The sequence below is a fragment of the Streptomyces sp. NPDC029139 genome (assembly GCF_055564335.1).
On the sequence record NZ_JBVHWN010000001.1, the window covers coordinates 317751 to 337067 of the forward strand.

Sequence of the window (19317 nt, forward strand, 5' to 3'; positions counted from 1 at the left end):
CGGAGCTCGCCGGGCGGTGCGGGCGTGATGCCCTCTGCCGGCGCCGACGGCGCCACTTCGTCCACCGGATCCGTCATGCCGTCATCATGCCGGTTCCCACCGACATCCCGTGCCGGCGGAGCCACTGCCGGTACGGCGCCGCCCGCAGCGCCGCCTCCCGGTAGGCCGCCGCGAGGTCGGCGTACAGCGGGTCGAGCGGCGCCCCTTCGCGCGCGTACAGCAGCAGACGTACCGCGAGGGGGTCGCCCCGCAACGGTCTGATCGCCATGTCCTCGCGCGGCAACGATGTCGGCTGACAGGGTGCAACGGCCTCGCCGAGGGCGATCAGGGAGGCCGCCGTGTGGTAGTCGCCGTGCAGCAGCGGCGGGTCGATGCCGGCCTCGCTCAGGACGCGCCGCAGCCCGTCCCACTCGCCGTCCACCGTCGGGTCCACCATCCAGCGGTCCTCGGCGAGGTCGGTCAGCTCCACCATGAGCCGGCCGGCGGCCGGATGGTCCCGGGCCATGGAGACGAACTGCGGCTCCCGTTCGATCAGGACCCGTTCCTGGAGGCCGTCCGGCACGCGCAGCGGGCACCCCTCGACCTCGTGGACGAAGGCCACGTCCAGGTGGCCCGCCGCGACCGACCGCAGCAGGGCCCCGGCGGAGACGTCCATGTGGAGCGCGATGTCCGTGCCGGGGAACCTCTGGCGCAGCCGGCGCAGCCACCCCGGCAGAGCCCTGCTCGCGGTCGACCCGACCCGTAGCCTCGGCCCGTCGGTGCGGGCCGCCGCCGCCCTCGCCTCGCTGATCAGCGTGGCCATCTGGTCGACGAGCGGCCGGGCCCTGCTGAGCACGGACCGGCCGAGCGGGGTGGGCCGGCAGCCGGTGCGGCCCCGCGCGAAGAGCTCCGCGCCGAGCGCGTTCTCGATACGGCGCAGTTGGGTGGTCAACGAGGGTTGGCTCATGCCCAGTTGCCGCGCCGCCTTGTGCAGGCTGCCCGTCTCCGCGATGGCGCAGAGCACGCGCAGATGCCTCACCTCCAGCTCCATGCCCCGAGAGTAGGACGGCACCTCCTGGCGCACCAGACACCCGCGTCGCGGCAATTTCCGTTGCCACGAGGGGAGTTCACGCGCGCCGATCGAGGGGTGATGCGTTCGCGCTATCGCCTGCTGCCATCATCCGCATGCGCCCCGGCTCCCCCGACACTCTCCCCAACCGACCAGGAGGAGCCCCCCCCATGCGACACCCCAAGGTCCTCACCGCCTCGCTCGCCGCGACCCTCGGCCTCGGCCTCGCCGCCGCGCTCGGCGCCGCACCGGCCGCCTCGGCCGCGCCCGCCGCCCCCGCGACGGCGCCGTCCGCGTACGCGGCCTACGCCGGATCCGCCGAGGACGCCAAGGCGACCAAGGCGTTCCACGAAGCCGTCATGAAGTCCGTGGCCAGGAAGCGGGCCGCCGCCCCCGGCGCGGCCGCCGTCACCGTCGTCTACAGCGCCGCCAACGCCCCGAGCTTCCGCACCCAGATCGCCCGGAGCACCCAGATATGGAACAGCTCGGTGGTCAACGTGCGGCTGGTGGAGGGCAGCAACCCGGACTTCCGCTACTACGAGGGCAATGACTCGCGCGGCTCGTACGCCAGCACCGACGGCCATGGCAACGGCTACATCTTCCTCGACTACCGGCAGAACCAGCAGTACAACTCCACCCGCGTCACCGCCCACGAGACCGGGCACGTGCTCGGCCTCCCCGACCACTACTCGGGGCCGTGCAGCGAGCTGATGTCCGGCGGCGGCCCGGGCACCTCCTGCCAGAACGCCCAGCCCAACGCCCAGGAGCGGGCGCGCGTCGACCAGCTGTGGCGTTACGGCCTCGCCTCGGCCGTCAAGACGTTCTGAGCCTCCGCGGGGCGGGTGGCCACAGTGGCCGCCCGCCCCGCCGTGGGCGAACATCCTTGGCTCCAGGGCGTGTTGCGTGAATGCTGACAGGACACATCCAGGATCCGGAGGCGTCCCATGACCGCCGAGCACGCCCACCAGGCCGATCATGACGATCGCGCGAGCACCCTGTACGAGGCCGTTGGCGGTGCCGACGCGCTGCGCCGGCTCTCCGGCACCTTCTACGAGACGGTTCTCGCCGACCCCGTCCTCGCGCCGGTCTTCGCCGACTTCACCCCCGCTCATGTCGAGCACGTCGCCGTGTGGCTGGCGGAGGTGTTCTCCGGGCCCGCCGGTTTCACGGCGGAGCTGGGCGGCCATCAGGCACTGCTCCGCGCCCACCTCGGGCTCTCCATCACCGAGGAGCAGCGGTCACGCTGGATGGAGCTGATGACCGCGGCGGTGGAGAAGGAGCTCCCGGACGACGAGCTGCTGCGCCGCCGGGTCGTGGAGTACTTCGACTGGGGAACCCGGATCGCCAAGGACGTCTCGGCCTCGAAGCCGGGGACGGATCTCGGCGACCCCGGCCCCACCCCGCGCTGGGGATGGAACGGCCTCGCCTGACCCTCGGGCCCGGAGCGCCGGCCGTGTGGCGGCGGTCCTGACCTGGACCCGAAGCGCCGGCCGTGTGGCGACGGTCCTGACCTGTGCCGGAAGCGCCGGCCGTGTGGCGGCGGTCCTGACCTGGACCCGAAGCGCCGGCCGTGTGGCGATGGTCCTGCCCCTTGGCCCGTGGTGCCGACTCCGCGCGCGGTCCTGAACGCCGCGCGCGGAGTGCAGGCCCCGCGCGTGGGGTCAGGCGGCCTGCGTCAGCCTGCGCCCGAACGCGGCCCCGGCCGGCAGCTGACGCCGCACGCGCTCCAGGGCCTCCTCGAAGTCGCCTCCGGCGATACCCGATTCGAAGGCGGCGCCGCCGTAGTGCAGCGTCAGGCTGAGGTCCACCCGCTCGCCCAGTGTCAGCAGGCAGCTGAGGGTGGCCTGCTGCGTGACACCGTCCACGACGACGGGAAGCGGCAGGTCCCACTCCAGGACGCACCCGGTGAGCGCGGCGCCGTCCTGATCCGTCGCGCGCAGGGCGTCGAAGCTCGCGCCCGTGTACTCGATTCCCCTGATGCGGGTGGACACCTGGCTCCCGCCCGCCGTGATCACGATCGCTTCCGCGCCGCTGCGGTCCCGGTACCAGCCGGTCCAGACTTCTGACGACTCCGATGACATGCGCGGACTGTAGCGGTCTGACCGGCCCCTTCGCGCGCCCGGTCACCCCGGGGCCGGACTTCTCCCGGTCTCGCCGTTCTTGCCGGTCACGTGCGTGCTGGTCGCTTCCGCACCACTCTCGGTAGCGATGTCCCGGTCCCCGCCGGGGTCGTCATCGGCCCGGTCGACCTGCTCGGGGCTGACGTACAGCGCGCACCGTGTGTTGCCGCACGGCTGCACTTCCCACTCCGGCACCCAGGCCCCCAGGACCTTGTGCCGCTTCGCGACGATCGCGAGGGGCTGTCCGCAGGCCGGGCAGAGAGGTGCGGCCTGCGGGTCCCGTACCGTACGCGGGGTTTGGCTGCCCATACCTCCCAGGGTAGGGCGCCCCCCTTGTCACCGCTTCCTGGTGTACGTACGAACGAGCACGCCGTTGTCGAAGGTGCGCACCGCGCCCAGCTCGAAGTCGCGGGGCTCGAAGCCGGCGCCGAACATCGGCATGCCGGAGCCGTAGACCTGCGGGTAGGTCTTGATGATCAGCTCGTCGATCTCGTCGATGAGCTCGCCCGCGATCGTGGACCCGCCGCAGAGCCAGATGTCGAGCGGGCTGTCCTCGGCCTTCAGCTCACGGACCCGGCCGACGAGGTCGTCGGCGATGAGTTCGACGTTGGGGTCGGGCGACTCGGCCAGGGAGCGGGTGGCGACGAATTCCCGCAGGTGGGCGTAGGGGCTGGTGACGCCGATGTCCAGGCCGAGCTGGTACGAGTTCAGGCCCTGGATCACGGTGTCGAAGTGCCGGCCCTTGGTGCCGGGCTCGATGCCGAGCACGGGCCACCCCGGGGCGAAGACGGTCTCGGGGTACTCCGTCTTCAGGTACTCGAGGAATTCCCCGGTCACATAGCCGTACGTGGAGGTGGCATCGCCCTTGGGGTCACCGATGAAGCCGTCGATGGTGCAGGCGATGAAGTAGGTGAGCTTGCGCAAACCGGTCCTCTTTGTCTCTGGGATGGGGCTGCGGTCGCAACCACGACAGCTATAGTGCTTCAGGTGTAGTGGTTGCGCAAGCCTCTTTTTCGGAGAGCGCGAAGAGAACGAAAGGAACCCCGATGGCGAGGAATCCCGAGCGGCGTACGGCCCTGCTCGAGGCGGCGATCGAGGTGCTCGCGGACGAAGGTGCCCGTGGGCTGACCTTCCGGGCGGTCGACGCCCGGGCGGGCGTCCCCACGGGCACCTCGTCCAACTACTTCACCGACCGGGACCAGTTGCTCTCCCAGGTCGGGGACCGGATCTTCGTACGGCTGACCCCGGAGCCGGGTTCGATCGACACGGCCATGCGGCCCGAGCCCAGCCGGCAGCTGGTCGTGGAGCTGATGCGCTGGCTGGCGCGGCGGATGGCGGCCGAGCGCACCTGCTACCTCGGCCTCTTCGAGCTCCGCCTGGAGGCCACGCGCCGCCCGGAGCTGCGCACCCAGCTCACCAAGGTGCTGCGCACCGATCTCGACCACAACATCCGGCTGCACGTCGAGTCCGGAATGCCGGGCGACGCGGACACGGTCCGGCTGCTCTACTTCTCCCTCACCGGCCTGCTGTTCGACCACTTCACGGTCCCCGGCCTGCACGACGACCGGGAGCTGGACGACCTCATCGAAACGGTGGTGAGCAGAATCGTGCCGGAGGTCTGAACCCTGGCCGGGGCGGTGGCCGAACCCCAGGCGGGCGGAGGCCCGCGCCCCGGGAGTCCTCCTAGCGCGTACGGCGGGTGACGAACTCCGCCAGGGCCAGCAGGTCCCCCGCCGCCGCGAGGTCCGGTACCGCCAGGGAGAGCTGCTGGACAGCCCGGGCCATCCGGTCGGCCGCCTGGGCCTGCGCCCAGTCCCGGCCGCCCGCCCGCTCGACCGCGTCCGCCGCCGCCCGCACGGCCGGGGCGTCCAGGGCCGTACGGGCGTACAGCTCGGCCAGCTCCTTCCCCGCCTCCGTCCCCGAGACGAGCGCCGCCACCACCGGCAGCGATTTCTTGTGCGCGACGAGATCCGCACCCGCCGGCTTGCCCGTGCGCTCGGGATCGCCCCAGATGCCGATCAGATCGTCGATCAGCTGGAACGCGAGTCCGGCCTCCCGGCCGAACGCGTCCATCGCCGCGACCTCCTCCTCCCCCGCGCCCGCGTACAGCGCGCCCACGGCACAGGCGCAGCCGAGCAGGGCGCCCGTCTTGGCGGTGGCCATCGCCAGGCACTCGTCCAGCGAGACCTCGTGCGGTCCGCGCCGCTCGAAGGCGCAGTCCGCCTGCTGGCCGGCGCACAGCTCGATGACACAGGCGGCGAGCCGGGCCGACGCGGCGGCCGAGGCGGGGTGTCCGTCCTCGGCCAGCAGCCGCAGGGCGAGGGCGAGCATCGCGTCACCGGCCATCAGCGCGTCGGGGATGCCGAACACCGTCCAGGCCGTGGGCCGGTGCCTGCGGGTCGGGTCCTCGTCCATGATGTCGTCGTGGAGCAGGGTGAAGTTGTGGGCGAGTTCCACCGCGGCTGCCGCGCGCACCGCCGGCGCCGGGTCACCGCCGAACGCCCGCGCCGCCGCGAGCACCAGCGCGGGCCGGATCGCCTTCCCCGTCTGCCCGGCGGCCGGGGAGCCGTCCGCCTGCTCCCAGCCGAAGTGGTACATCGCCACTTTCCGTATGGAGCCCGGCAACGACTCCACGGTGGAGCGCAGCTGGGGATGGACGACGGTCCGTGTCTGGTCGAGAAGTGCCACGGCGCCCTGGGCCTCGGCCACGCCGTCCGCGCGCGTTACGGTCACGTCGGTTCCTTCCTCTCGTGGGGCTGGGTTCGCCTCCGGGGGCGGGGGCCCGGTCGGCACGGGCCCCCGCCCCCGGAAACGTTCGGATCCCGGATCAGTGCGTCGGCGCCTCAGCGCCAGCGGCTGACCTCCACGTTCTCCAGGACGCCCAGCGCGTCGGGCACCAGCACCGCCGCCGAGTAGTAGGCCGTGACGAGGTAGGAGATGATCGCCTGCTCGTCGATGCCCATGAAGCGGACGGACAGGCTCGGCTCGATCTCGTCCGGGATGCCGGTCTGGTGCAGGCCGATCACGCCCTGTTCGGCCTCGCCCGTACGCATGCAGATGATCGACGTGGTCCGCGCGTCCGAGACCGGGATCTTGTTGCAGGGGTAGATCGGCACCCCTCGCCAGGTCGGGATCCTGTTGCCGTTGATCTCGATGGACTCGGGGACGAGGCCCCGGCGGTTGCACTCGCGCCCGAAGGCGGCGATGGCGCGCGGGTGGGCGAGGAACATCTTCGAGCCCCGGCGGCGCGAGAGGAGCTCGTCCATGTCGTCCGGGCTGGGCACACCGTCATGGGGCTGGATCCGCTGCCCGTAGTCGCAGTTGGTCAGGAGACCGAACTCCCGGTTGTTGATGAGCTCGTGCTCCTGGCGCTCGCGGAGCGCCTCGACCGTGAGCCGCAACTGCTGCTCGGTCTGGTTCATCGGCTGGTTGTAGAGATCGGCGACACGGCTGTGGACCTTCAGCACGGTCTGCGCGACGGACAGTTCGTACTCGCGCGGGGAGGCGTCGTAGTCCACGTACGTGTGCGGGACGACCGCCTCGCCGACGTGGCCGGCGGAGAGGTCGATCGCCGCCTCGCCGTACTTGTTGGTGCGCTGATGGGGCAGCGCGGCCACGCCCGCGAGGTGGGCGGCGAGCGAGGGGGCCCGCTCGGCGAGGTTGCGCACGTCGTCGCGGGTGAGCTCGAGGACCGTACACGTGGTGGCCGCGCGGGCGGTCCACTCCCAGGCGCTGTCCGGGTGCGTCAGCGAGCTGTCCCCGAAGTACGCGCCGTCGGCCAGGACTCCGAGGATCGCCTCGTCGCCGTACGGCCCCTCGCCGATCTGCTCGACCTTGCCGTGCGCGAGGAGGTGGACGCGGTCGGTGGGCTCCCCCGCGGTGGCGATCACCTCCCCCGCCGCGTACTCGCGCTGGCGGCACCGCGCCGCGAGTTCGCCGAGGGCCTCCTCGTCGTCGTAGCCCCGCAGCGCCGGGAGTTCGCCCAGTTCGGCCGGGATCACCGCGACGCGCTCTCCGGTCTGCACGAAGGTGACACGGCCGTCACCCACGGAGTAGCTGAGCCTCCGGTTCACCCGGTACGTACCACCCTGGACCTGCACCCACGGCAGCGTCCGCAGCAGCCACCGGGAGGTGATCTCCTGCATCTGCGGGGCCGATTTGGTGGTGGTCGCCAGGTTCCGTGCGGCGGCGGTACCGAGACTCTGCTGCGGGCTCGCCTGATCCGCGCGGACCTCGTCGCCAACCGAACCAACGGACATGGAACTCCCTCTCGTAAGACTGACCTGCGAGAGGAAGCCTTTCAGCACGGAGAGTGCATGCGCCATTACACAAATGAGTGGGAGTGGACCGGCTCCGGCTGGGCATGTCACACGGTTTCCACTCGAACAGCTCAGCCCCACCCGCCCCATGGGGCACTGTCCGGATCGGCTCGCACACAGCCCGAACGGGTAGCCCGGAGTCGAGCGCTCCGGTACTCCGGTAGTCCCGTACCGTCCCGTTCCGCTCATCCGAAGGAGTGGCCATGGCCCCACCCATGTCCGCGGGCAGGTTCCTCGACGCACTGCGCGACGAGGGCCTGACGGTCGTCGAGGTCGGCGACTGGCGCACGCACAACCGCAACCACAAGGGCCCCTGGGGCCCCGTCCACGGCGTGATGATCCACCACACGGTCACCCGGGGCACCGCGAACACCGTCCGGCTCTGCCGGGACGGCCACGCCTCCCTGCCCGGCCCGCTCTGCCACGGCGTGATCGCCAAGGACGGCCGCGTCCACCTGGTCGGCTACGGACGCGCCAACCACGCCGGACCCGGCGACGACGAGGTCCTGCGGGCGGTCATCGCCGAACAGCAGCTCCCGCCGGACAACGAGGCCACGACGGACGGCAACCGCCACTTCTACGGCTTCGAGTGCGAGAACCTCGGCGACGGGAAGGACCCGTGGCCGAAGGCCCAGCTGGAGGCCATCGAGAAGGCGGCGGCGGCGCTGTGCCGGGTGCACCGCTGGACCCAGCGCTCGGTGATCGGCCACCTGGAGTGGCAGCCGGGCAAGGTGGACCCTCGGGGCTTCACCATGGCCTCGATGCGGGAGCGGATCGCGGAGCGCCTGAGGTAGCCACCCGAGGGGGACAATGGCCGGGTGAACGCGTTCGACCTCGCCCTGTCCCGGCTGCGGCCCCGGCTCCCGTCCCCCCTGGAGCCGGTCGAGGACGAACGGTTCACCCGCCACGGTCTGCGACTCCTGCTCAAGCGCGACGATCTGATCCACCCGGACCTGCCGGGCAACAAGTGGCGCAAGCTGGCGCTCAACCTGCGGGAGGCCGACGGCCGCCCGGTGCTCACCTTCGGCGGCGCCTACTCGAACCACCTGCGCGCGACCGCGGCCGCCGGCCGTCTCCTCGGCTTCGACACGATCGGGGTCGTACGGGGGGACGAGCTGGCCGGCCGGCCGCTGAACCCCTCGCTGGCGCGGTGCGCGGCGGACGGGATGCGGCTGGTGTTCGTGGACCGGTCGACGTACCGGGCGAAGTCGGACCCCGCCGTGCTGGCCGATCTTCTCGACCGGTGCCCTCCGGGGACGTACGTCGTCCCCGAAGGGGGCAGCAACTCCCTCGCCGTCGAGGGGTGCGTGGCGCTCGGGCACGAGCTGCGCGGAGCCGCCGACGTGGTCGCCGTCGCCTGCGGCACGGGAGGCACGCTCGCGGGCCTGGCCGCCGGCCTGGGCCCCGGGCAGCGGGCGCTCGGCGTCCCGGTCCTCAAGGGCGGCTTCCTGGGCGAGGAGATACGCGGCCTGCAGCGGGCGGCTTTCGGCGGTCCCCGAGGGGACTGGAGCCTCGACGAGCGCTTCCACGGCGGCGGTTACGCCCGGACGACCCCCGCCCTCGACGCGTTCGCCGAGGACTTCGAGGCGCGGCATGAACTCGCCATCGAGCGTCTGTATGTGGCCAAACTGCTGCACGGCCTTGTCGTCCTGGCCGAGGAGGGCGCGTTCGCCCCCGGCACGACGGTCGCGGCGGTGGTGACGGGAGCCCCGTTGTCACGTTCCTGACGGCGGGAGCCTCCTTGCTGACGGCAGGACCCCCGGGCCCCCGGCTCAGGCGGTCTCCTCGCGGTAGGCCGCCGCCTCCTCCAGGTCCAGCCTGCGCAGCAGGACGCGCATCATCTCGTCGTCGATGCGGCGGTCGTCGCGGAGCCGTACGAAGACCTCCCGCTCGGCCTCGATCATCTCCCGCGCGAGCCGGCGGTAGGTGTCGTCCGCCGTCTCGCCCGTGATCTCGTCGACCGCGCCGAGTCGTTCCCACACCGCGTTGCGGCGGCGCTCCAGGACCGTGCGGAGGCGGTCGGCCAGTGGCTGGGGCAGGGCGTTGTGCTCGTCGCGCAGCAGGGCGTCGAGGCGCTCCTCCGCGGCGCGGGAGGCCTCGCTCTGAGCCTGCGCCTCCGCCAGGGTCTCCTGGTACCTGTCGCGGCCCGGCAGCTTCAGGAGACGGATGAGCGGCGGCAGGGTGAGGCCCTGGACGACGAGCGTCCCGATCACCGTGGTGAAGGTGAGGAAGAGGACGAGGTTGCGCGCCGGGAACTCCACGCCGCCCGTCATCACGGGGATGGAGAAGGCGATGGCGAGGGAGACCACGCCCCGCATCCCGGCCCAGCCGACGATGAGCGGTGCCTTCCAGTCCACGCCCGGCTCGCGTTCCCTGATGCGCTCGGACAGCACACGGGGCAGGAAGGTGGCCGGGTAGACCCAGACGAAGCGGACGACGACCACGGCCACGAAGACGCCCACGGCGTACCAGATCGCCTCGCCGATCCCGTACTGGCCGAGGCCCTGGACGACGTACGGCAGTTGCAGGCCGATCAGGGCGAAGACGGCGGACTCCAGGACGAAGGCGACCATCTTCCACACGGCCTCCTCCTGGAGGCGGGTGGCGAAGTCCACCTGCCAGTTGCGGTGCCCGAGGAAGAGGCCGACGACGACCACGGCGAGGACTCCGGAGGCGCCGACCTCCTCCGCCGCCGCGTAGGCGGCGAAGGGGATCAGCAGGGAGAGGGTGTTCTGGAGCAGGGCCTCGCCGAGCCGGAGGCGCAGCCAGTGGATGGGGACCATGAGGACGAGGCCGACGCCGATCCCGCCGACGGCGGCGAGCGCGAACTCGCCGACGCCGCCCGCCCAGCTGATGCCCTCGCCGACCGCCGCGGCCAGCGCCACCTTGAAGGCGGTGATGGCGGTGGCGTCGTTCACCAGGGACTCGCCCTGGAGGATGGTGGTGATCCGGTTCGGCAGTCCGAGCTTGCGGGCGATCGCCGTCGCCGCGACCGCGTCCGGCGGGGCGACCACCGCGCCGAGGACGAGCGCGGCGGTCAGCGGAAGGTCGGGGACGAGCACATAGGCGAGCCAGCCGACCGCCACGGTCGCGAAGAGGACGTACCCGACGGACAGCAGGGCCACGGGACGGATGTTGGCGCGCAGATCGAGGTACGAGGAGTCCACCGCCGCCGTGTAGAGGAGCGGGGGAAGGATCAGTGGCAGCACGATGTGCGGGTCGAGCGTGTAGTCCGGGACGCCCGGCACGTACGAGGCGGCGAGCCCGGCCGCCACCAGGAGCAGTGGCGCCGGCACCGGGGTCCTGCGGGCCGCGCCCGCCACCGCGGCGCTCGCCGCGACCAGTGCCACCAACTGCAGTGCGTCCATTCTCCGGTCCCCGTCCCCGTGTCGTTCCAGCACGTAACCTGGCCATCATGAGCGAGTGTCCGCACGTTGCCGAAATGCCGCGCCCCGAACCGGCGCCGCTGACCGACACCTGTCCCGCGTGCCTGGCCGACGGCACCCACCCCGTCCAGTTGCGGCTCTGCCTCAGCTGCGGACACGTCGGATGCTGCGACTCCTCGCCGGGGCGGCACGCCACCGGACACTTCTCGACCAGTGGGCACCCCGTGATGCGGACCTTCGAGCCGAACGAACGCTGGCGCTGGTGCTTCGTGGACGGTTCGATCGTCTGACGGCTGGGTACGACACCCCGGCGATCCGCTGCCGGTCGCTTCGCAATTGGGCCCCGCAGACCCCTAGCCACTGTCCGTACTCATGGCCTTACCATGAGTGACAGACGGGGGCGAGGCCGTCCAGGGGCCCACGGCGACACGGCGGCATGGATCGCGATAGCGTCACGGCGGATCGCGCAACCGACTGCGTACCGCCCGGTTCGGGGGGCTTTCTCCCCTCGGGCCCCGAATGAGCTTGTGCCACCTTGGAGGTGAGGGTGTCCCAGATCGCAGGCGAGCCCGGGTCCCAGGACTTCGTGGAAGTCCGGCTGCCCGCTGCGGGTGCCTACCTGTCCGTGCTGCGTACGGCCACGGCCGGCCTCGCGGCGCGCTTGGACTTCACCCTCGACGAGATCGAGGACTTGCGGATCGCGGTCGACGAGGCGTGCGCCATCCTGCTCCAGCAGGCCGTGCCGGGATCCGTCCTGAGCTGTGTCTTCCGCCTGGTCGACGACTCGCTCGACGTGACGGTGTCGGCCCCGACGACGGACGGGCGGGCACCGGAGCGGGACACCTTCGCCTGGACCGTGCTCTCCGCACTGGCCGGGAAGGTCGAGTCCTCCGTGGCGGACGACCGGACGGTCTCCATCAGCCTGTACAAACAGCGCGGCGCGGGGCCAGGCCCGGCGTGAGGAGCGGGGACGCGACGGCCGGCATCCCTGAGCAGCAGGCGCGGCCGCATCCGGAGGTCGAGGTCGAGGTCGCTACGGAGCAGGCGGTCCAGATGAGCGAGCACGAGCAGCACAACCAGGTTTCCGAGCCGCAGGAGGCTCCGGATCCGCACGACCGGAGCGGGGCGCGCGCGCTCTTCATCGAGTTGCGCAAGCTCCCGGAGGGCTCTCCCGAGAAGTCGGAACTGCGCAATCGGCTGGTACGGATGCACCTGCCGCTCGTCGAGCACCTGGCCCGGCGTTTCCGGAACCGGGGCGAGCCGCTCGACGACCTGACGCAGGTCGCGACGATCGGGCTGATCAAGTCGGTGGACCGGTTCGACCCGGAGCGGGGCGTCGAGTTCTCGACGTACGCGACTCCGACGGTCGTGGGCGAGATCAAGCGCCACTTCCGGGACAAGGGCTGGGCGGTCCGGGTGCCGCGCCGTCTGCAGGAGCTGCGGCTCTCGCTGACGACGGCGACGGCGGAGCTCTCCCAACTGCACGGCCGCTCACCGACGGTGCACGAGCTCGCGGAGCGACTCGGCATCTCGGAGGAGGAGGTCCTGGAGGGCCTGGAGTCGGCGAACGCCTACTCGACGCTCTCGCTGGACGTCCCGGACACGGACGACGAGTCCCCGGCGGTCGCGGACACGCTGGGCGCGGAGGACGAGGCCCTGGAGGGCGTCGAGTACCGGGAGTCGCTCAAGCCGCTGCTGGAGGACCTGCCGCCCCGGGAGAAGCGGATCCTGCTGCTGCGCTTCTTCGGGAACATGACACAGTCGCAGATCGCTCAGGAGGTCGGCATCTCGCAGATGCACGTCTCCCGCCTGCTGGCCCGCACACTGGCGCAGCTCCGGGAGAAGCTCCTCGTCGAGGAGTAGACGTCGAAGGGGTCGACTTCCGCGGGAGAGGGCCCGGCGGGCGGGGCACCCTCCGGGAGCGGAGCCCGGCCCGGAGAAGAACCCGCCGGAGGGGTTACGCCTCGCCGCGACGGCCGATGCCCAGGGCCTCGGTCGTCGCCGGGTTCACCAGGAGGACCAGACCGGCCACGGCGAGGACGCCGAGGGCGATGCCGGCCGGGATCATGGCGCTGTCCGCCTGGAGGAGCTGCCAGGCGACCGGCAGGGCCAGGATCTGGGTGATGATCGCCGGTCCCCGGCTCCATCCCCGGCGCAGCAGCAGACCGCGCGCCGCGGCCCCGGGGATCAGGCCGAGGGCGATCAGCGTCGCTCCGCCCATGATCGCCTGGGTCAGGCTGTCGGGGTTGCCGGTGAGACCGGTCACGAGCACGTACACGCCCCCGATCACCAGCGCGAGGGCCTCGATCCCGGCGACCGCCGCGGCGGCGGTCAACCGGACAGGGCGGGAAGTCTGCTCCGTACTGCTCATAGCTGGCAGGGTAGCCGGGGCCGGCCGCGGGGCTGTCCGCCAGGTGGCCGCGACTGGGATCGGTACCGCCGGGTAGGTACCCTGGCGGCCATGCGCGCACTTCTCGTGGTCAATCCGGCAGCCACCACCACCAGTGCCCGCACGCGCGACGTCCTCATCCACGCGTTGGCGAGCGAGATGAAGCTGGAGGCCGTGACCACCGAGTACCGCGGCCACGCCCGCGATCTCGGCCGCCGGGCCGCGGAATCCGAGGACATCGACATGGTCGTCGCCCTGGGCGGCGACGGCACGGTGAACGAGGTCGTGAACGGCCTGCTGCACGACGGACCGGACCCGGACCGGCTGCCCGGCCTCGCGGTGGTCCCCGGCGGCTCCACGAATGTCTTCGCCCGCGCGCTGGGGCTGCCCAACGACGCCGTCGAGGCGACCGGCGCCCTGCTCGACGCGCTCCGTGAGCGCCGGGCACGCACGGTGAGCCTGGGGCTCGCCTCCGGGTCCCCGGGGACCGAGGACGAGGCGGTGCCGGCCCGCTGGTTCACTTTCTGTGCCGGTTTCGGCTTCGACGCCAGCGTCATCGGGCGAGTCGAACAGCAGCGGGAACGCGGCAAGAGATCGACCCACGCCCTGTACCTGCGCCAGGTGGTCCGCCAGTTCCTGGGCGAGCCGCACCGGCGGCACGGCACGATCACCCTGGAGCGCCCGGGCCAGGACCCCGTCCAGGACCTGGTCCTGTCCATAATCTGCAACACCTCCCCCTGGACCTACCTGGGCAATCGCCCGGTCTACGCCTCTCCGGACGCCTCCTTCGAGACGGCTCTGGACGTCCTCGGTCTGAGCCGTCTGTCGGCCCCCGCGGTGGCCCGGTACGCCACCCAGCTGCTCACTTCGTCGCCCGAGCGCGGCCCTCACGGCAAGCACGCCCTGTCTCTGCACGACCTGACCGACTTCACCTTGCATTCGAAGGTTCCCCTCCCCCTGCAGATGGACGGAGACCACCTCGGACTGCGTACGAGCGTGACGTTCACAGGCGTTCGCCGTGCACTGCGTGTGATTGTGTGAGTGGAAGGGCCCAAAGTCCTTTCACTCGAACGTTTAGGCTGGCCTCCACCCCTTAGAAGTACGGCTGTGACCTAGTCGACACCGAGGAATCAAAAAAAACTTTCCGGAAGGGGTTGTATCCGCTGCCGAGGTTTGCGAGTCTCTTCTTGGCGATCGGGACGGCCCGCAAGACCGGCCTCCACTGAGAGCCAGAACCCCTCCTCAGTCCAAGGACCACACCAGTTCATCTGGCAGTCGGCCCTTCACTTACGGGGGGATTCGTGAAAGCGTTCACATTCACAAGCAACCAGCTTGTAACACCCTAGAGAGGTAGCAGCCATGGACTGGCGTCACAACGCCGTTTGTCGTGAGGAAGACCCCGAGCTGTTCTTCCCCATCGGCAACACCGGTCCTGCGCTGCTGCAGATCGAGGAAGCCAAGGCCGTCTGCCGCCGCTGCCCCGTCATGGAGCAGTGCCTGCAGTGGGCGCTCGAGTCCGGCCAGGACTCCGGCGTCTGGGGTGGCCTCAGCGAGGACGAGCGCCGCGCGATGAAGCGCCGCGCCGCTCGCAACCGGGCGCGCAACGCGAGCGCCTGAACACCCTGAAAAGCCTGAGGCAAGCGGCGCGTACATCGCGTACGCACTCACCGCCCCCGAGCCGCAGCGCGCAGCAGTAACCCACAGCATTCGAGCCCCGGACCGATCTTCTCGGTCCGGGGCTCGCTGCTGTGATCCGCGACCGTTCCGGACGGTCGGCCGCGATGCGGGGTGTGATCCGCGCGACTATTTCTGCGGCTGTACGGGGATGTCGAGGACGACCTTGGTCCCGCCCTGCGCGCCCGGCTGCATGTCGAAGGTGCCGCCCAGCTCCCCCTCGACCAGCGTCCGGACGATCTGCAGGCCGAGGTTTCCCGCGCGCTGCGGGTCGAAGCCCTCGGGCAGGCCGCGCCCGTCGTCCCGGACCGTGATCAGCAGCCGGGCGTCGGCGCGGGGTTCTCCGCGGACGGCCGTGACCTCGACCGTGCCCTGCTCCCCCGGCGCGAAGGCGTGCTCGAGCGCGTTCTGCAGGACTTCGGTGAGGACCATGGACAGCGGGGTGGCGACCTCGGCGTCCAGGATGCCGAAACGGCCGTTGCGCCGGCAGGTCACCTTGCCCGGGGAGATCTCGGCGACCATCGCGATCACGCGGTCGGCGATCTCGTCGAACTCCACGCGCTCGTCCAGGTTCTGGGAGAGCGTCTCGTGCACGATGGCGATCGAACCGACCCTGCGCACCGCCTCGTTGAGAGCCTCGCGCCCCTGCTCGGAGTCCATCCGGCGGGCCTGGAGGCGCAACAGCGCGGCCACGGTCTGCAGGTTGTTCTTCACCCGGTGGTGGATCTCCCGGATGGTGGCGTCCTTGGTGATCAACTCGCGCTCGCGTCGGCGCAGTTCCGTGACGTCACGGAGCAGGACCAGCGAACCGATGCGGGTGCCCTTGGGCTTGAGCGGGATGGCCCGCAACTGGATGACGCCGCCGTTCCCCTCGACCTCGGCCTCGCGGGGGGCGTAGCCGGAGGCCAGTTTGACCAGGGCCTCGTCCACGGGGCCGCGGGAGGGGGCGAGTTCGGCGGTGATCTGGCCGAGGTGCTGACCGACGAGGTCGGCCGCGAGGCCGAGGCGGTGGTACGCGGAGAGGGCGTTGGGCGAGGCGTACTGGACGATGCCGTCGGCGTCCAGGCGGATGAGGCCGTCACCGGCGCGGGGGGAGGCGTCCATGTCGACCGCTTCCCCGGGGAAGGGGAAGGCTCCGGCGGCGATCATCTGGGCCAGGTCGGAGGCGGACTGGAGGTAGGTGAGCTCCAGCCGGGACGGGGTCCGCACGGTGAGCAGATTGGTGTTGCGGGCGATGACGCCGAGGACACGGCCTTCGCGGCGTACGGGGATCGATTCGACCCGTACCGGGACCTCCTCGCGCCACTCGGGGTCGCCCTCGCGCACGATCCGGCCCTCGTCGAGGGCGGCGTCGAGGAGCGGGCGGCGGCCGCGCGGGACGAGGTGCCCGACCATGTCGTCCTGGTAGGAGGTGGGACCGGTGTTGGGCCGCATCTGGGCGACCGAGACATAACGGGTGCCGTCGAGGGTGGGCACCCAGAGGACGAGGTCGGCGAAGGAGAGGTCGGAGAGCAGCTGCCACTCCGAGACCAGCAGGTGCAGCCACTCGAGGTCGGACTCACTCAGAGCGGTGTGCTGGCGTACGAGGTCGTTCATGGAGGGCACAGGTGCGAGCGTACCCGCGGAATCGGACGGCGCTGAACCTGGATCTCAGGGCGTTCGTGTTGGAGGATGGACCGGGAAGCACGCCCTTCCCATTGGATGGACAGACCGAATGGTCTAGTCCACAATGGCCGAGCAGCATCCCATCATGACCTCCGCCCTCCCCGCACAGGAGGGTGGACGAGGTACCCGACGCTCTCTGCCCTGACTGCGTCGAGACCTCCCACAACGGCCGAGGGACCGCACACCCCCGGCCGGGCAACTCCGGGCTGCGGTGCCGGACGGGTTGAGGGTCCCGTCAGGCGCCGCGGCCCGCGGGTGTTTCCGGGGCCGCTCCCTCTCCCGTCGCCGCCACCGCGGCCGCCTGTGGCCAGGCCGCCATCGCCGCCTCCGCCACCGCCTCCAGCTCCGTCCGCGTCGCCCCGTCACGGGCCTGCTGGGACATGCCCTGGAGCACCGCTCCGTACAGCCGGGCCAGGGTGCCCGCCCGGGTGCCGACCGGCAGCTCCCCCTCGTCGACGCCCTGCTGGATCCGGGCCTCGAAGGACGCCAGATTGTCATTGCGCCGCGCCCGCAGAGCCTCCTCGACCTCCGGGGTCGAGCAGTTGGTCGCCGCGGAGATCATCAGGCAGCCGCGCGGATGGGACGGGTCGGTGAAGACGTCCGCGGCCTCCCTGAGCATCCGGCCGAACGCGCCGCGCGCCGTCGGCTCCTGCTCGAAGGCCCGCCCGCCGTACGCGCCGTACGAGACGGCGTACGCCTCCACGACCTCCTCGAACAGGGCCTTCTTGTCGCCGAAGGCGGCATAGAGGCTGGGCGCGCTGATCCCCATGGCGCGCGTCAGGTCGGACACGGAGGTCGTCTCGTACCCGTGCTCCCAGAACGCCATCGTCGCCTGCTCCAGCGCCGTGAGGCGGTCGAAGGAACGGGGGCGGCCGCGCGGCTTCGTCGTCATGGTTCACATTCTATAGCGGCCGCTACAAATCGGTGCTACGGTTCTTTCTGTAACGACCACTATGGAAGTAGGGGGGCGTCGGATGAGCGCGCTCGAGGGGAAGACGGCTCTGGTCACGGGCGGCAGCCGGGGCATCGGGAGGGGTGTCGCGGAGCGGCTCGGGCGGGACGGGGCGCGGGTCGCGGTGCACTACGGCACCAACGAGACCGCGGCGAAGGAGACGGTCGCGGCGATCGAGGCGGCCGGCGGCGAGGCCTTCGCGATCGGACAGGAGCTGGGGGTCCCGGGAGACGCGGAAGCACTGTGGAAGCGGTTCGACGCCCACGCGGACGGGCTGGACATCCTCGTCAACAACGCGGGCATCGGGGCCTCGCGCCCCTTCGCGACGATCGACGAGGCGGAGTACGACCGGATCTTCGCGATCAACACCAAAGCGCCGTTCTTCCTGGCGCGGCTGGGCGCCGAGCGGCTGCGCGACGGCGGCCGGATCGTCAACATCTCCACCGGCCTGAGCCGGGCGGCGATGATGCCGGACACCATGGCGTACGCGATGTCGAAGGGCGCGCTGGACGTCTTCACGCGCTATCTGTCCAAGGTGCTGGGCGGGCGGGGCATCACGGTCAACGCGGTCGCGCCGGGAATCGTGGACACGGACATCAACGCGGACTGGCTGCGGGGGAACGACGAGGCGTGGGCGGAAGCGGCGGCACTGTCCGCTCTCGGAAAGGTCGGGACACCCGCGGACATAGCCGACGTGGTGGCCTTCCTGGCCTCGCACGACGGGCGCTGGGTGACCGGCCAGTGGATCGACGCCACGGGAGGCTCCCTGGCCTGAGCCGGCGCCGGTCTCCGGTGGCTCCGAGGGCCTTCCCGTTCGACGATGGGAGGGTTCCGTCCGCCCGCTGGAAGGGCCTGAGCAGACAGCCCCCGCTCTGCTAGATTGGGCTTTGATTGGTCTATACCACCAGGCCCCTCACCAGCCCCTCACCAGATCGGCAGGCAAAGCGTGGAAGTTGTCATCGTCCCGGACGCCGCGGCAGGCGGAGAGCTCATCGCGGACGGCATCGCCGGCCTCCTGCGCCGCAAGCCCGACGCGCTGCTCGGCGTGGCCACGGGTTCGACTCCGCTGCCCATCTACGAGGCCCTGATCGCCCAGGTCAAGGCCGGTTCCGTGGACGCCTCGCGGGCCCGGATCGCTCAGCTCGACGAGTACGTCGGTCTGCCCACCGGACACCCGGAGTCGTACCGCTCCACCGTGCTGCGTCAGGTCGTGGAGCCGCTGGGTCTGTCCCAGGATGCCTTCATGGGGCCGGACGGCGCGGCCGAGGACGTCCAGGCGGCGTGCGAGGCGTACGACCGGGCCCTGCGGGACGCCGGCGGCGTGGACCTGCAGATCCTCGGCATCGGGACCGACGGGCACATCGGCTTCAACGAGCCGTGCTCCTCCCTCGCCTCCCGGACCCGGATCAAGACGCTCACCGAGCAGACCCGGGTCGACAACGCGCGCTTCTTCGACGACGACATCGAGCAGGTGCCGCACCACGTCATCACCCAGGGCATCGGCACCATCCTGGAGGCCCGTCACCTGGTCCTCCTCGCCACCGGCGAGGGCAAGGCCGACGCCGTGGCCCAGACCGTCGAGGGCCCGGTCGCCGCGCTCGTGCCGGCCTCCGCGCTGCAGCTGCACCCGCACGCCACGGTCGTCGTGGACGAGGCCGCCGCGTCCAAGCTGAAGCTCGCGGACTACTTCCGGCACACCTTCGCCAACAAGCCCGGCTGGCAGGGGATCTGAGCAGGGCCGCTCCGTACGGCGAAGGGGCCCGG

At 71.3% G+C, this 19317-nt stretch carries 22 protein-coding genes; 12 read left to right on the forward strand and 10 right to left on the reverse strand.

Features of this window, described 5'->3' with window-relative positions; translation table 11 throughout:
- Positions 1–73: 73 nt before the first annotated feature.
- On the reverse strand, positions 74–1030 hold the full coding sequence (locus ACZ4VW_RS01350; RefSeq protein WP_467957168.1) for a LysR family transcriptional regulator: 957 nt from the start codon (positions 1028–1030) through the stop codon (positions 74–76).
- Positions 1031–1218: 188 nt separating this feature from the next.
- Between ACZ4VW_RS01350 and snpA the strand changes: the two genes are divergently transcribed.
- Both snpA and ACZ4VW_RS01360 read left to right on the forward strand, forming a co-directional pair.
- Positions 1219–1875 carry a snapalysin gene (snpA, locus tag ACZ4VW_RS01355; protein ID WP_467957170.1) on the forward strand — a complete coding sequence of 219 codons (657 nt, stop codon included), beginning with the start codon at positions 1219–1221 and terminating at the stop codon, positions 1873–1875.
- A gap of 117 nt (positions 1876–1992) precedes the next feature.
- Complete coding sequence (locus ACZ4VW_RS01360; RefSeq protein ID WP_467957172.1) at positions 1993–2478, forward strand: group II truncated hemoglobin; 486 nt, start codon at positions 1993–1995, stop codon at positions 2476–2478.
- A 231-nt stretch (positions 2479–2709) separates the two neighbouring features.
- Here ACZ4VW_RS01360 and ACZ4VW_RS01365 read toward each other — a convergent pair whose 3' ends face one another.
- The 3 genes from ACZ4VW_RS01365 to ACZ4VW_RS01375 are packed head-to-tail and all read right to left on the reverse strand — an operon-like array spanning position 2710 to position 4092.
- Positions 2710–3129: a DUF6304 family protein gene (locus tag ACZ4VW_RS01365; RefSeq protein WP_467957174.1), complete on the reverse strand. Its 420-nt coding sequence runs from the start codon at positions 3127–3129 to the stop codon at positions 2710–2712.
- A gap of 42 nt (positions 3130–3171) precedes the next feature.
- Entirely contained in the window at positions 3172–3477 is a 306-nt protein-coding gene (locus tag ACZ4VW_RS01370; protein WP_467957176.1) for a hypothetical protein, read from the reverse strand.
- 27 nt (positions 3478–3504) lie between these two features.
- Positions 3505–4092 (reverse strand): dihydrofolate reductase family protein, encoded by a 588-nt coding sequence (locus ACZ4VW_RS01375; protein WP_467957178.1) that lies wholly within the window; start codon positions 4090–4092, stop codon positions 3505–3507.
- A 122-nt stretch (positions 4093–4214) separates the two neighbouring features.
- On the opposite strand from ACZ4VW_RS01375, the gene ACZ4VW_RS01380 reads away from it, so the two are divergent.
- Positions 4215–4790 (forward strand): TetR/AcrR family transcriptional regulator, encoded by a 576-nt coding sequence (locus ACZ4VW_RS01380; protein ID WP_467957180.1) that lies wholly within the window; start codon positions 4215–4217, stop codon positions 4788–4790.
- A gap of 61 nt (positions 4791–4851) precedes the next feature.
- Here ACZ4VW_RS01380 and ACZ4VW_RS01385 read toward each other — a convergent pair whose 3' ends face one another.
- Together ACZ4VW_RS01385 and ACZ4VW_RS01390 are read right to left on the reverse strand one after the other, a co-directional pair.
- A complete protein-coding gene (locus ACZ4VW_RS01385) occupies positions 4852–5901 on the reverse strand; it encodes a family 2 encapsulin nanocompartment cargo protein polyprenyl transferase (RefSeq protein WP_467957182.1) in 1050 nt (349 codons plus the stop codon).
- Positions 5902–6011: 110 nt separating this feature from the next.
- Positions 6012–7427 (reverse strand): family 2B encapsulin nanocompartment shell protein, encoded by a 1416-nt coding sequence (locus ACZ4VW_RS01390; RefSeq protein ID WP_467957184.1) that lies wholly within the window; start codon positions 7425–7427, stop codon positions 6012–6014.
- Positions 7428–7690: 263 nt separating this feature from the next.
- Between ACZ4VW_RS01390 and ACZ4VW_RS01395 the strand changes: the two genes are divergently transcribed.
- Together ACZ4VW_RS01395 and ACZ4VW_RS01400 are read left to right on the forward strand one after the other, a co-directional pair.
- A complete protein-coding gene (locus tag ACZ4VW_RS01395) occupies positions 7691–8281 on the forward strand; it encodes an N-acetylmuramoyl-L-alanine amidase (protein WP_467957186.1) in 591 nt (196 codons plus the stop codon).
- Between the two features lie 24 nt (positions 8282–8305).
- Positions 8306–9214, forward strand: a complete 909-nt coding sequence (locus ACZ4VW_RS01400; protein WP_467957188.1) for a 1-aminocyclopropane-1-carboxylate deaminase/D-cysteine desulfhydrase — start codon at positions 8306–8308, stop codon at positions 9212–9214.
- Positions 9215–9259: 45 nt separating this feature from the next.
- Here the strand turns inward: ACZ4VW_RS01400 and ACZ4VW_RS01405 are convergent, their stop codons facing one another.
- A complete protein-coding gene (locus ACZ4VW_RS01405; protein WP_467957190.1) occupies positions 9260–10855 on the reverse strand; it encodes a Na+/H+ antiporter in 1596 nt (531 codons plus the stop codon).
- A 47-nt stretch (positions 10856–10902) separates the two neighbouring features.
- Here ACZ4VW_RS01405 and ACZ4VW_RS01410 point away from each other — a divergent pair, with 47 nt between their 5' ends.
- The 3 genes from ACZ4VW_RS01410 (at position 10903) to ACZ4VW_RS01420 (ending at position 12736) form a co-directional block, all read left to right on the forward strand.
- Positions 10903–11163, forward strand: coding sequence for a UBP-type zinc finger domain-containing protein (locus tag ACZ4VW_RS01410; protein WP_467957192.1), 261 nt, complete (start codon positions 10903–10905; stop codon positions 11161–11163).
- Between the two features lie 257 nt (positions 11164–11420).
- On the forward strand, positions 11421–11834 hold the full coding sequence (locus ACZ4VW_RS01415; protein WP_352186995.1) for an ATP-binding protein: 414 nt from the start codon (positions 11421–11423) through the stop codon (positions 11832–11834).
- Positions 11831–12736 carry an RNA polymerase sigma factor SigF gene (locus ACZ4VW_RS01420; RefSeq protein ID WP_467957194.1) on the forward strand — a complete coding sequence of 302 codons (906 nt, stop codon included), beginning with the start codon at positions 11831–11833 and terminating at the stop codon, positions 12734–12736. The genes ACZ4VW_RS01415 and ACZ4VW_RS01420 overlap by 4 nt, the downstream gene beginning before the upstream one ends.
- 94 nt (positions 12737–12830) lie before the next feature.
- Here the strand turns inward: ACZ4VW_RS01420 and ACZ4VW_RS01425 are convergent, their stop codons facing one another.
- Positions 12831–13244 carry a hypothetical protein gene (locus tag ACZ4VW_RS01425; protein ID WP_467957196.1) on the reverse strand — a complete coding sequence of 138 codons (414 nt, stop codon included), beginning with the start codon at positions 13242–13244 and terminating at the stop codon, positions 12831–12833.
- A 90-nt stretch (positions 13245–13334) separates the two neighbouring features.
- Here ACZ4VW_RS01425 and ACZ4VW_RS01430 point away from each other — a divergent pair, with 90 nt between their 5' ends.
- Both ACZ4VW_RS01430 and ACZ4VW_RS01435 read left to right on the forward strand, forming a co-directional pair.
- A complete protein-coding gene (locus tag ACZ4VW_RS01430) occupies positions 13335–14303 on the forward strand; it encodes a diacylglycerol/lipid kinase family protein (protein ID WP_467957198.1) in 969 nt (322 codons plus the stop codon).
- Positions 14304–14621: 318 nt separating this feature from the next.
- The gene (locus ACZ4VW_RS01435) at positions 14622–14879 is read left to right on the forward strand and encodes a WhiB family transcriptional regulator (protein ID WP_003953983.1); all 258 of its coding nucleotides are present in this window, start codon (positions 14622–14624) and stop codon (positions 14877–14879) included.
- 186 nt (positions 14880–15065) lie between these two features.
- Here ACZ4VW_RS01435 and ACZ4VW_RS01440 read toward each other — a convergent pair whose 3' ends face one another.
- Positions 15066–16532 (reverse strand): sensor histidine kinase, encoded by a 1467-nt coding sequence (locus ACZ4VW_RS01440; RefSeq protein WP_467958127.1) that lies wholly within the window; start codon positions 16530–16532, stop codon positions 15066–15068.
- Positions 16533–16836: 304 nt separating this feature from the next.
- On the reverse strand, positions 16837–17493 hold the full coding sequence (locus ACZ4VW_RS01445; protein ID WP_467957200.1) for a TetR/AcrR family transcriptional regulator: 657 nt from the start codon (positions 17491–17493) through the stop codon (positions 16837–16839).
- 82 nt (positions 17494–17575) lie between these two features.
- On the opposite strand from ACZ4VW_RS01445, the gene ACZ4VW_RS01450 reads away from it, so the two are divergent.
- Together ACZ4VW_RS01450 and nagB are read left to right on the forward strand one after the other, a co-directional pair.
- Complete coding sequence (locus ACZ4VW_RS01450) at positions 17576–18328, forward strand: SDR family oxidoreductase (protein ID WP_467957202.1); 753 nt, start codon at positions 17576–17578, stop codon at positions 18326–18328.
- Positions 18329–18499: 171 nt separating this feature from the next.
- Complete coding sequence (gene nagB / locus ACZ4VW_RS01455) at positions 18500–19285, forward strand: glucosamine-6-phosphate deaminase (RefSeq protein WP_467957204.1); 786 nt, start codon at positions 18500–18502, stop codon at positions 19283–19285.
- Positions 19286–19317 lie beyond the last annotated feature (32 nt).

Bases quoted from the DNA above. Each gene is read 5' to 3' on its own strand.
- snpA (WP_467957170.1), top strand. From the start codon at position 1,219: ATGCGACACCCCAAGGTCCTCACCGCCTCGCTCGCCGCGACCCTCGGC.
- ACZ4VW_RS01370 (WP_467957176.1), bottom strand. From the start codon at position 3,477: ATGGGCAGCCAAACCCCGCGTACGGTACGGGACCCGCAGGCCGCACCT.
- ACZ4VW_RS01360 (WP_467957172.1), top strand. From the start codon at position 1,993: ATGACCGCCGAGCACGCCCACCAGGCCGATCATGACGATCGCGCGAGC.
- ACZ4VW_RS01450 (WP_467957202.1), top strand. From the start codon at position 17,576: ATGAGCGCGCTCGAGGGGAAGACGGCTCTGGTCACGGGCGGCAGCCGG.
- ACZ4VW_RS01410 (WP_467957192.1), top strand. From the start codon at position 10,903: ATGAGCGAGTGTCCGCACGTTGCCGAAATGCCGCGCCCCGAACCGGCG.
- ACZ4VW_RS01350 (WP_467957168.1), bottom strand. From the start codon at position 1,030: ATGGAGCTGGAGGTGAGGCATCTGCGCGTGCTCTGCGCCATCGCGGAG.
- ACZ4VW_RS01365 (WP_467957174.1), bottom strand. From the start codon at position 3,129: ATGTCATCGGAGTCGTCAGAAGTCTGGACCGGCTGGTACCGGGACCGC.
- ACZ4VW_RS01425 (WP_467957196.1), bottom strand. From the start codon at position 13,244: ATGAGCAGTACGGAGCAGACTTCCCGCCCTGTCCGGTTGACCGCCGCC.
- ACZ4VW_RS01440 (WP_467958127.1), bottom strand. From the start codon at position 16,532: ATGAACGACCTCGTACGCCAGCACACCGCTCTGAGTGAGTCCGACCTC.
- ACZ4VW_RS01390 (WP_467957184.1), bottom strand. From the start codon at position 7,427: ATGTCCGTTGGTTCGGTTGGCGACGAGGTCCGCGCGGATCAGGCGAGC.
- ACZ4VW_RS01380 (WP_467957180.1), top strand. From the start codon at position 4,215: ATGGCGAGGAATCCCGAGCGGCGTACGGCCCTGCTCGAGGCGGCGATC.
- ACZ4VW_RS01435 (WP_003953983.1), top strand. From the start codon at position 14,622: ATGGACTGGCGTCACAACGCCGTTTGTCGTGAGGAAGACCCCGAGCTG.
- ACZ4VW_RS01445 (WP_467957200.1), bottom strand. From the start codon at position 17,493: ATGACGACGAAGCCGCGCGGCCGCCCCCGTTCCTTCGACCGCCTCACG.
- ACZ4VW_RS01430 (WP_467957198.1), top strand. From the start codon at position 13,335: ATGCGCGCACTTCTCGTGGTCAATCCGGCAGCCACCACCACCAGTGCC.
- ACZ4VW_RS01405 (WP_467957190.1), bottom strand. From the start codon at position 10,855: ATGGACGCACTGCAGTTGGTGGCACTGGTCGCGGCGAGCGCCGCGGTG.
- ACZ4VW_RS01395 (WP_467957186.1), top strand. From the start codon at position 7,691: ATGGCCCCACCCATGTCCGCGGGCAGGTTCCTCGACGCACTGCGCGAC.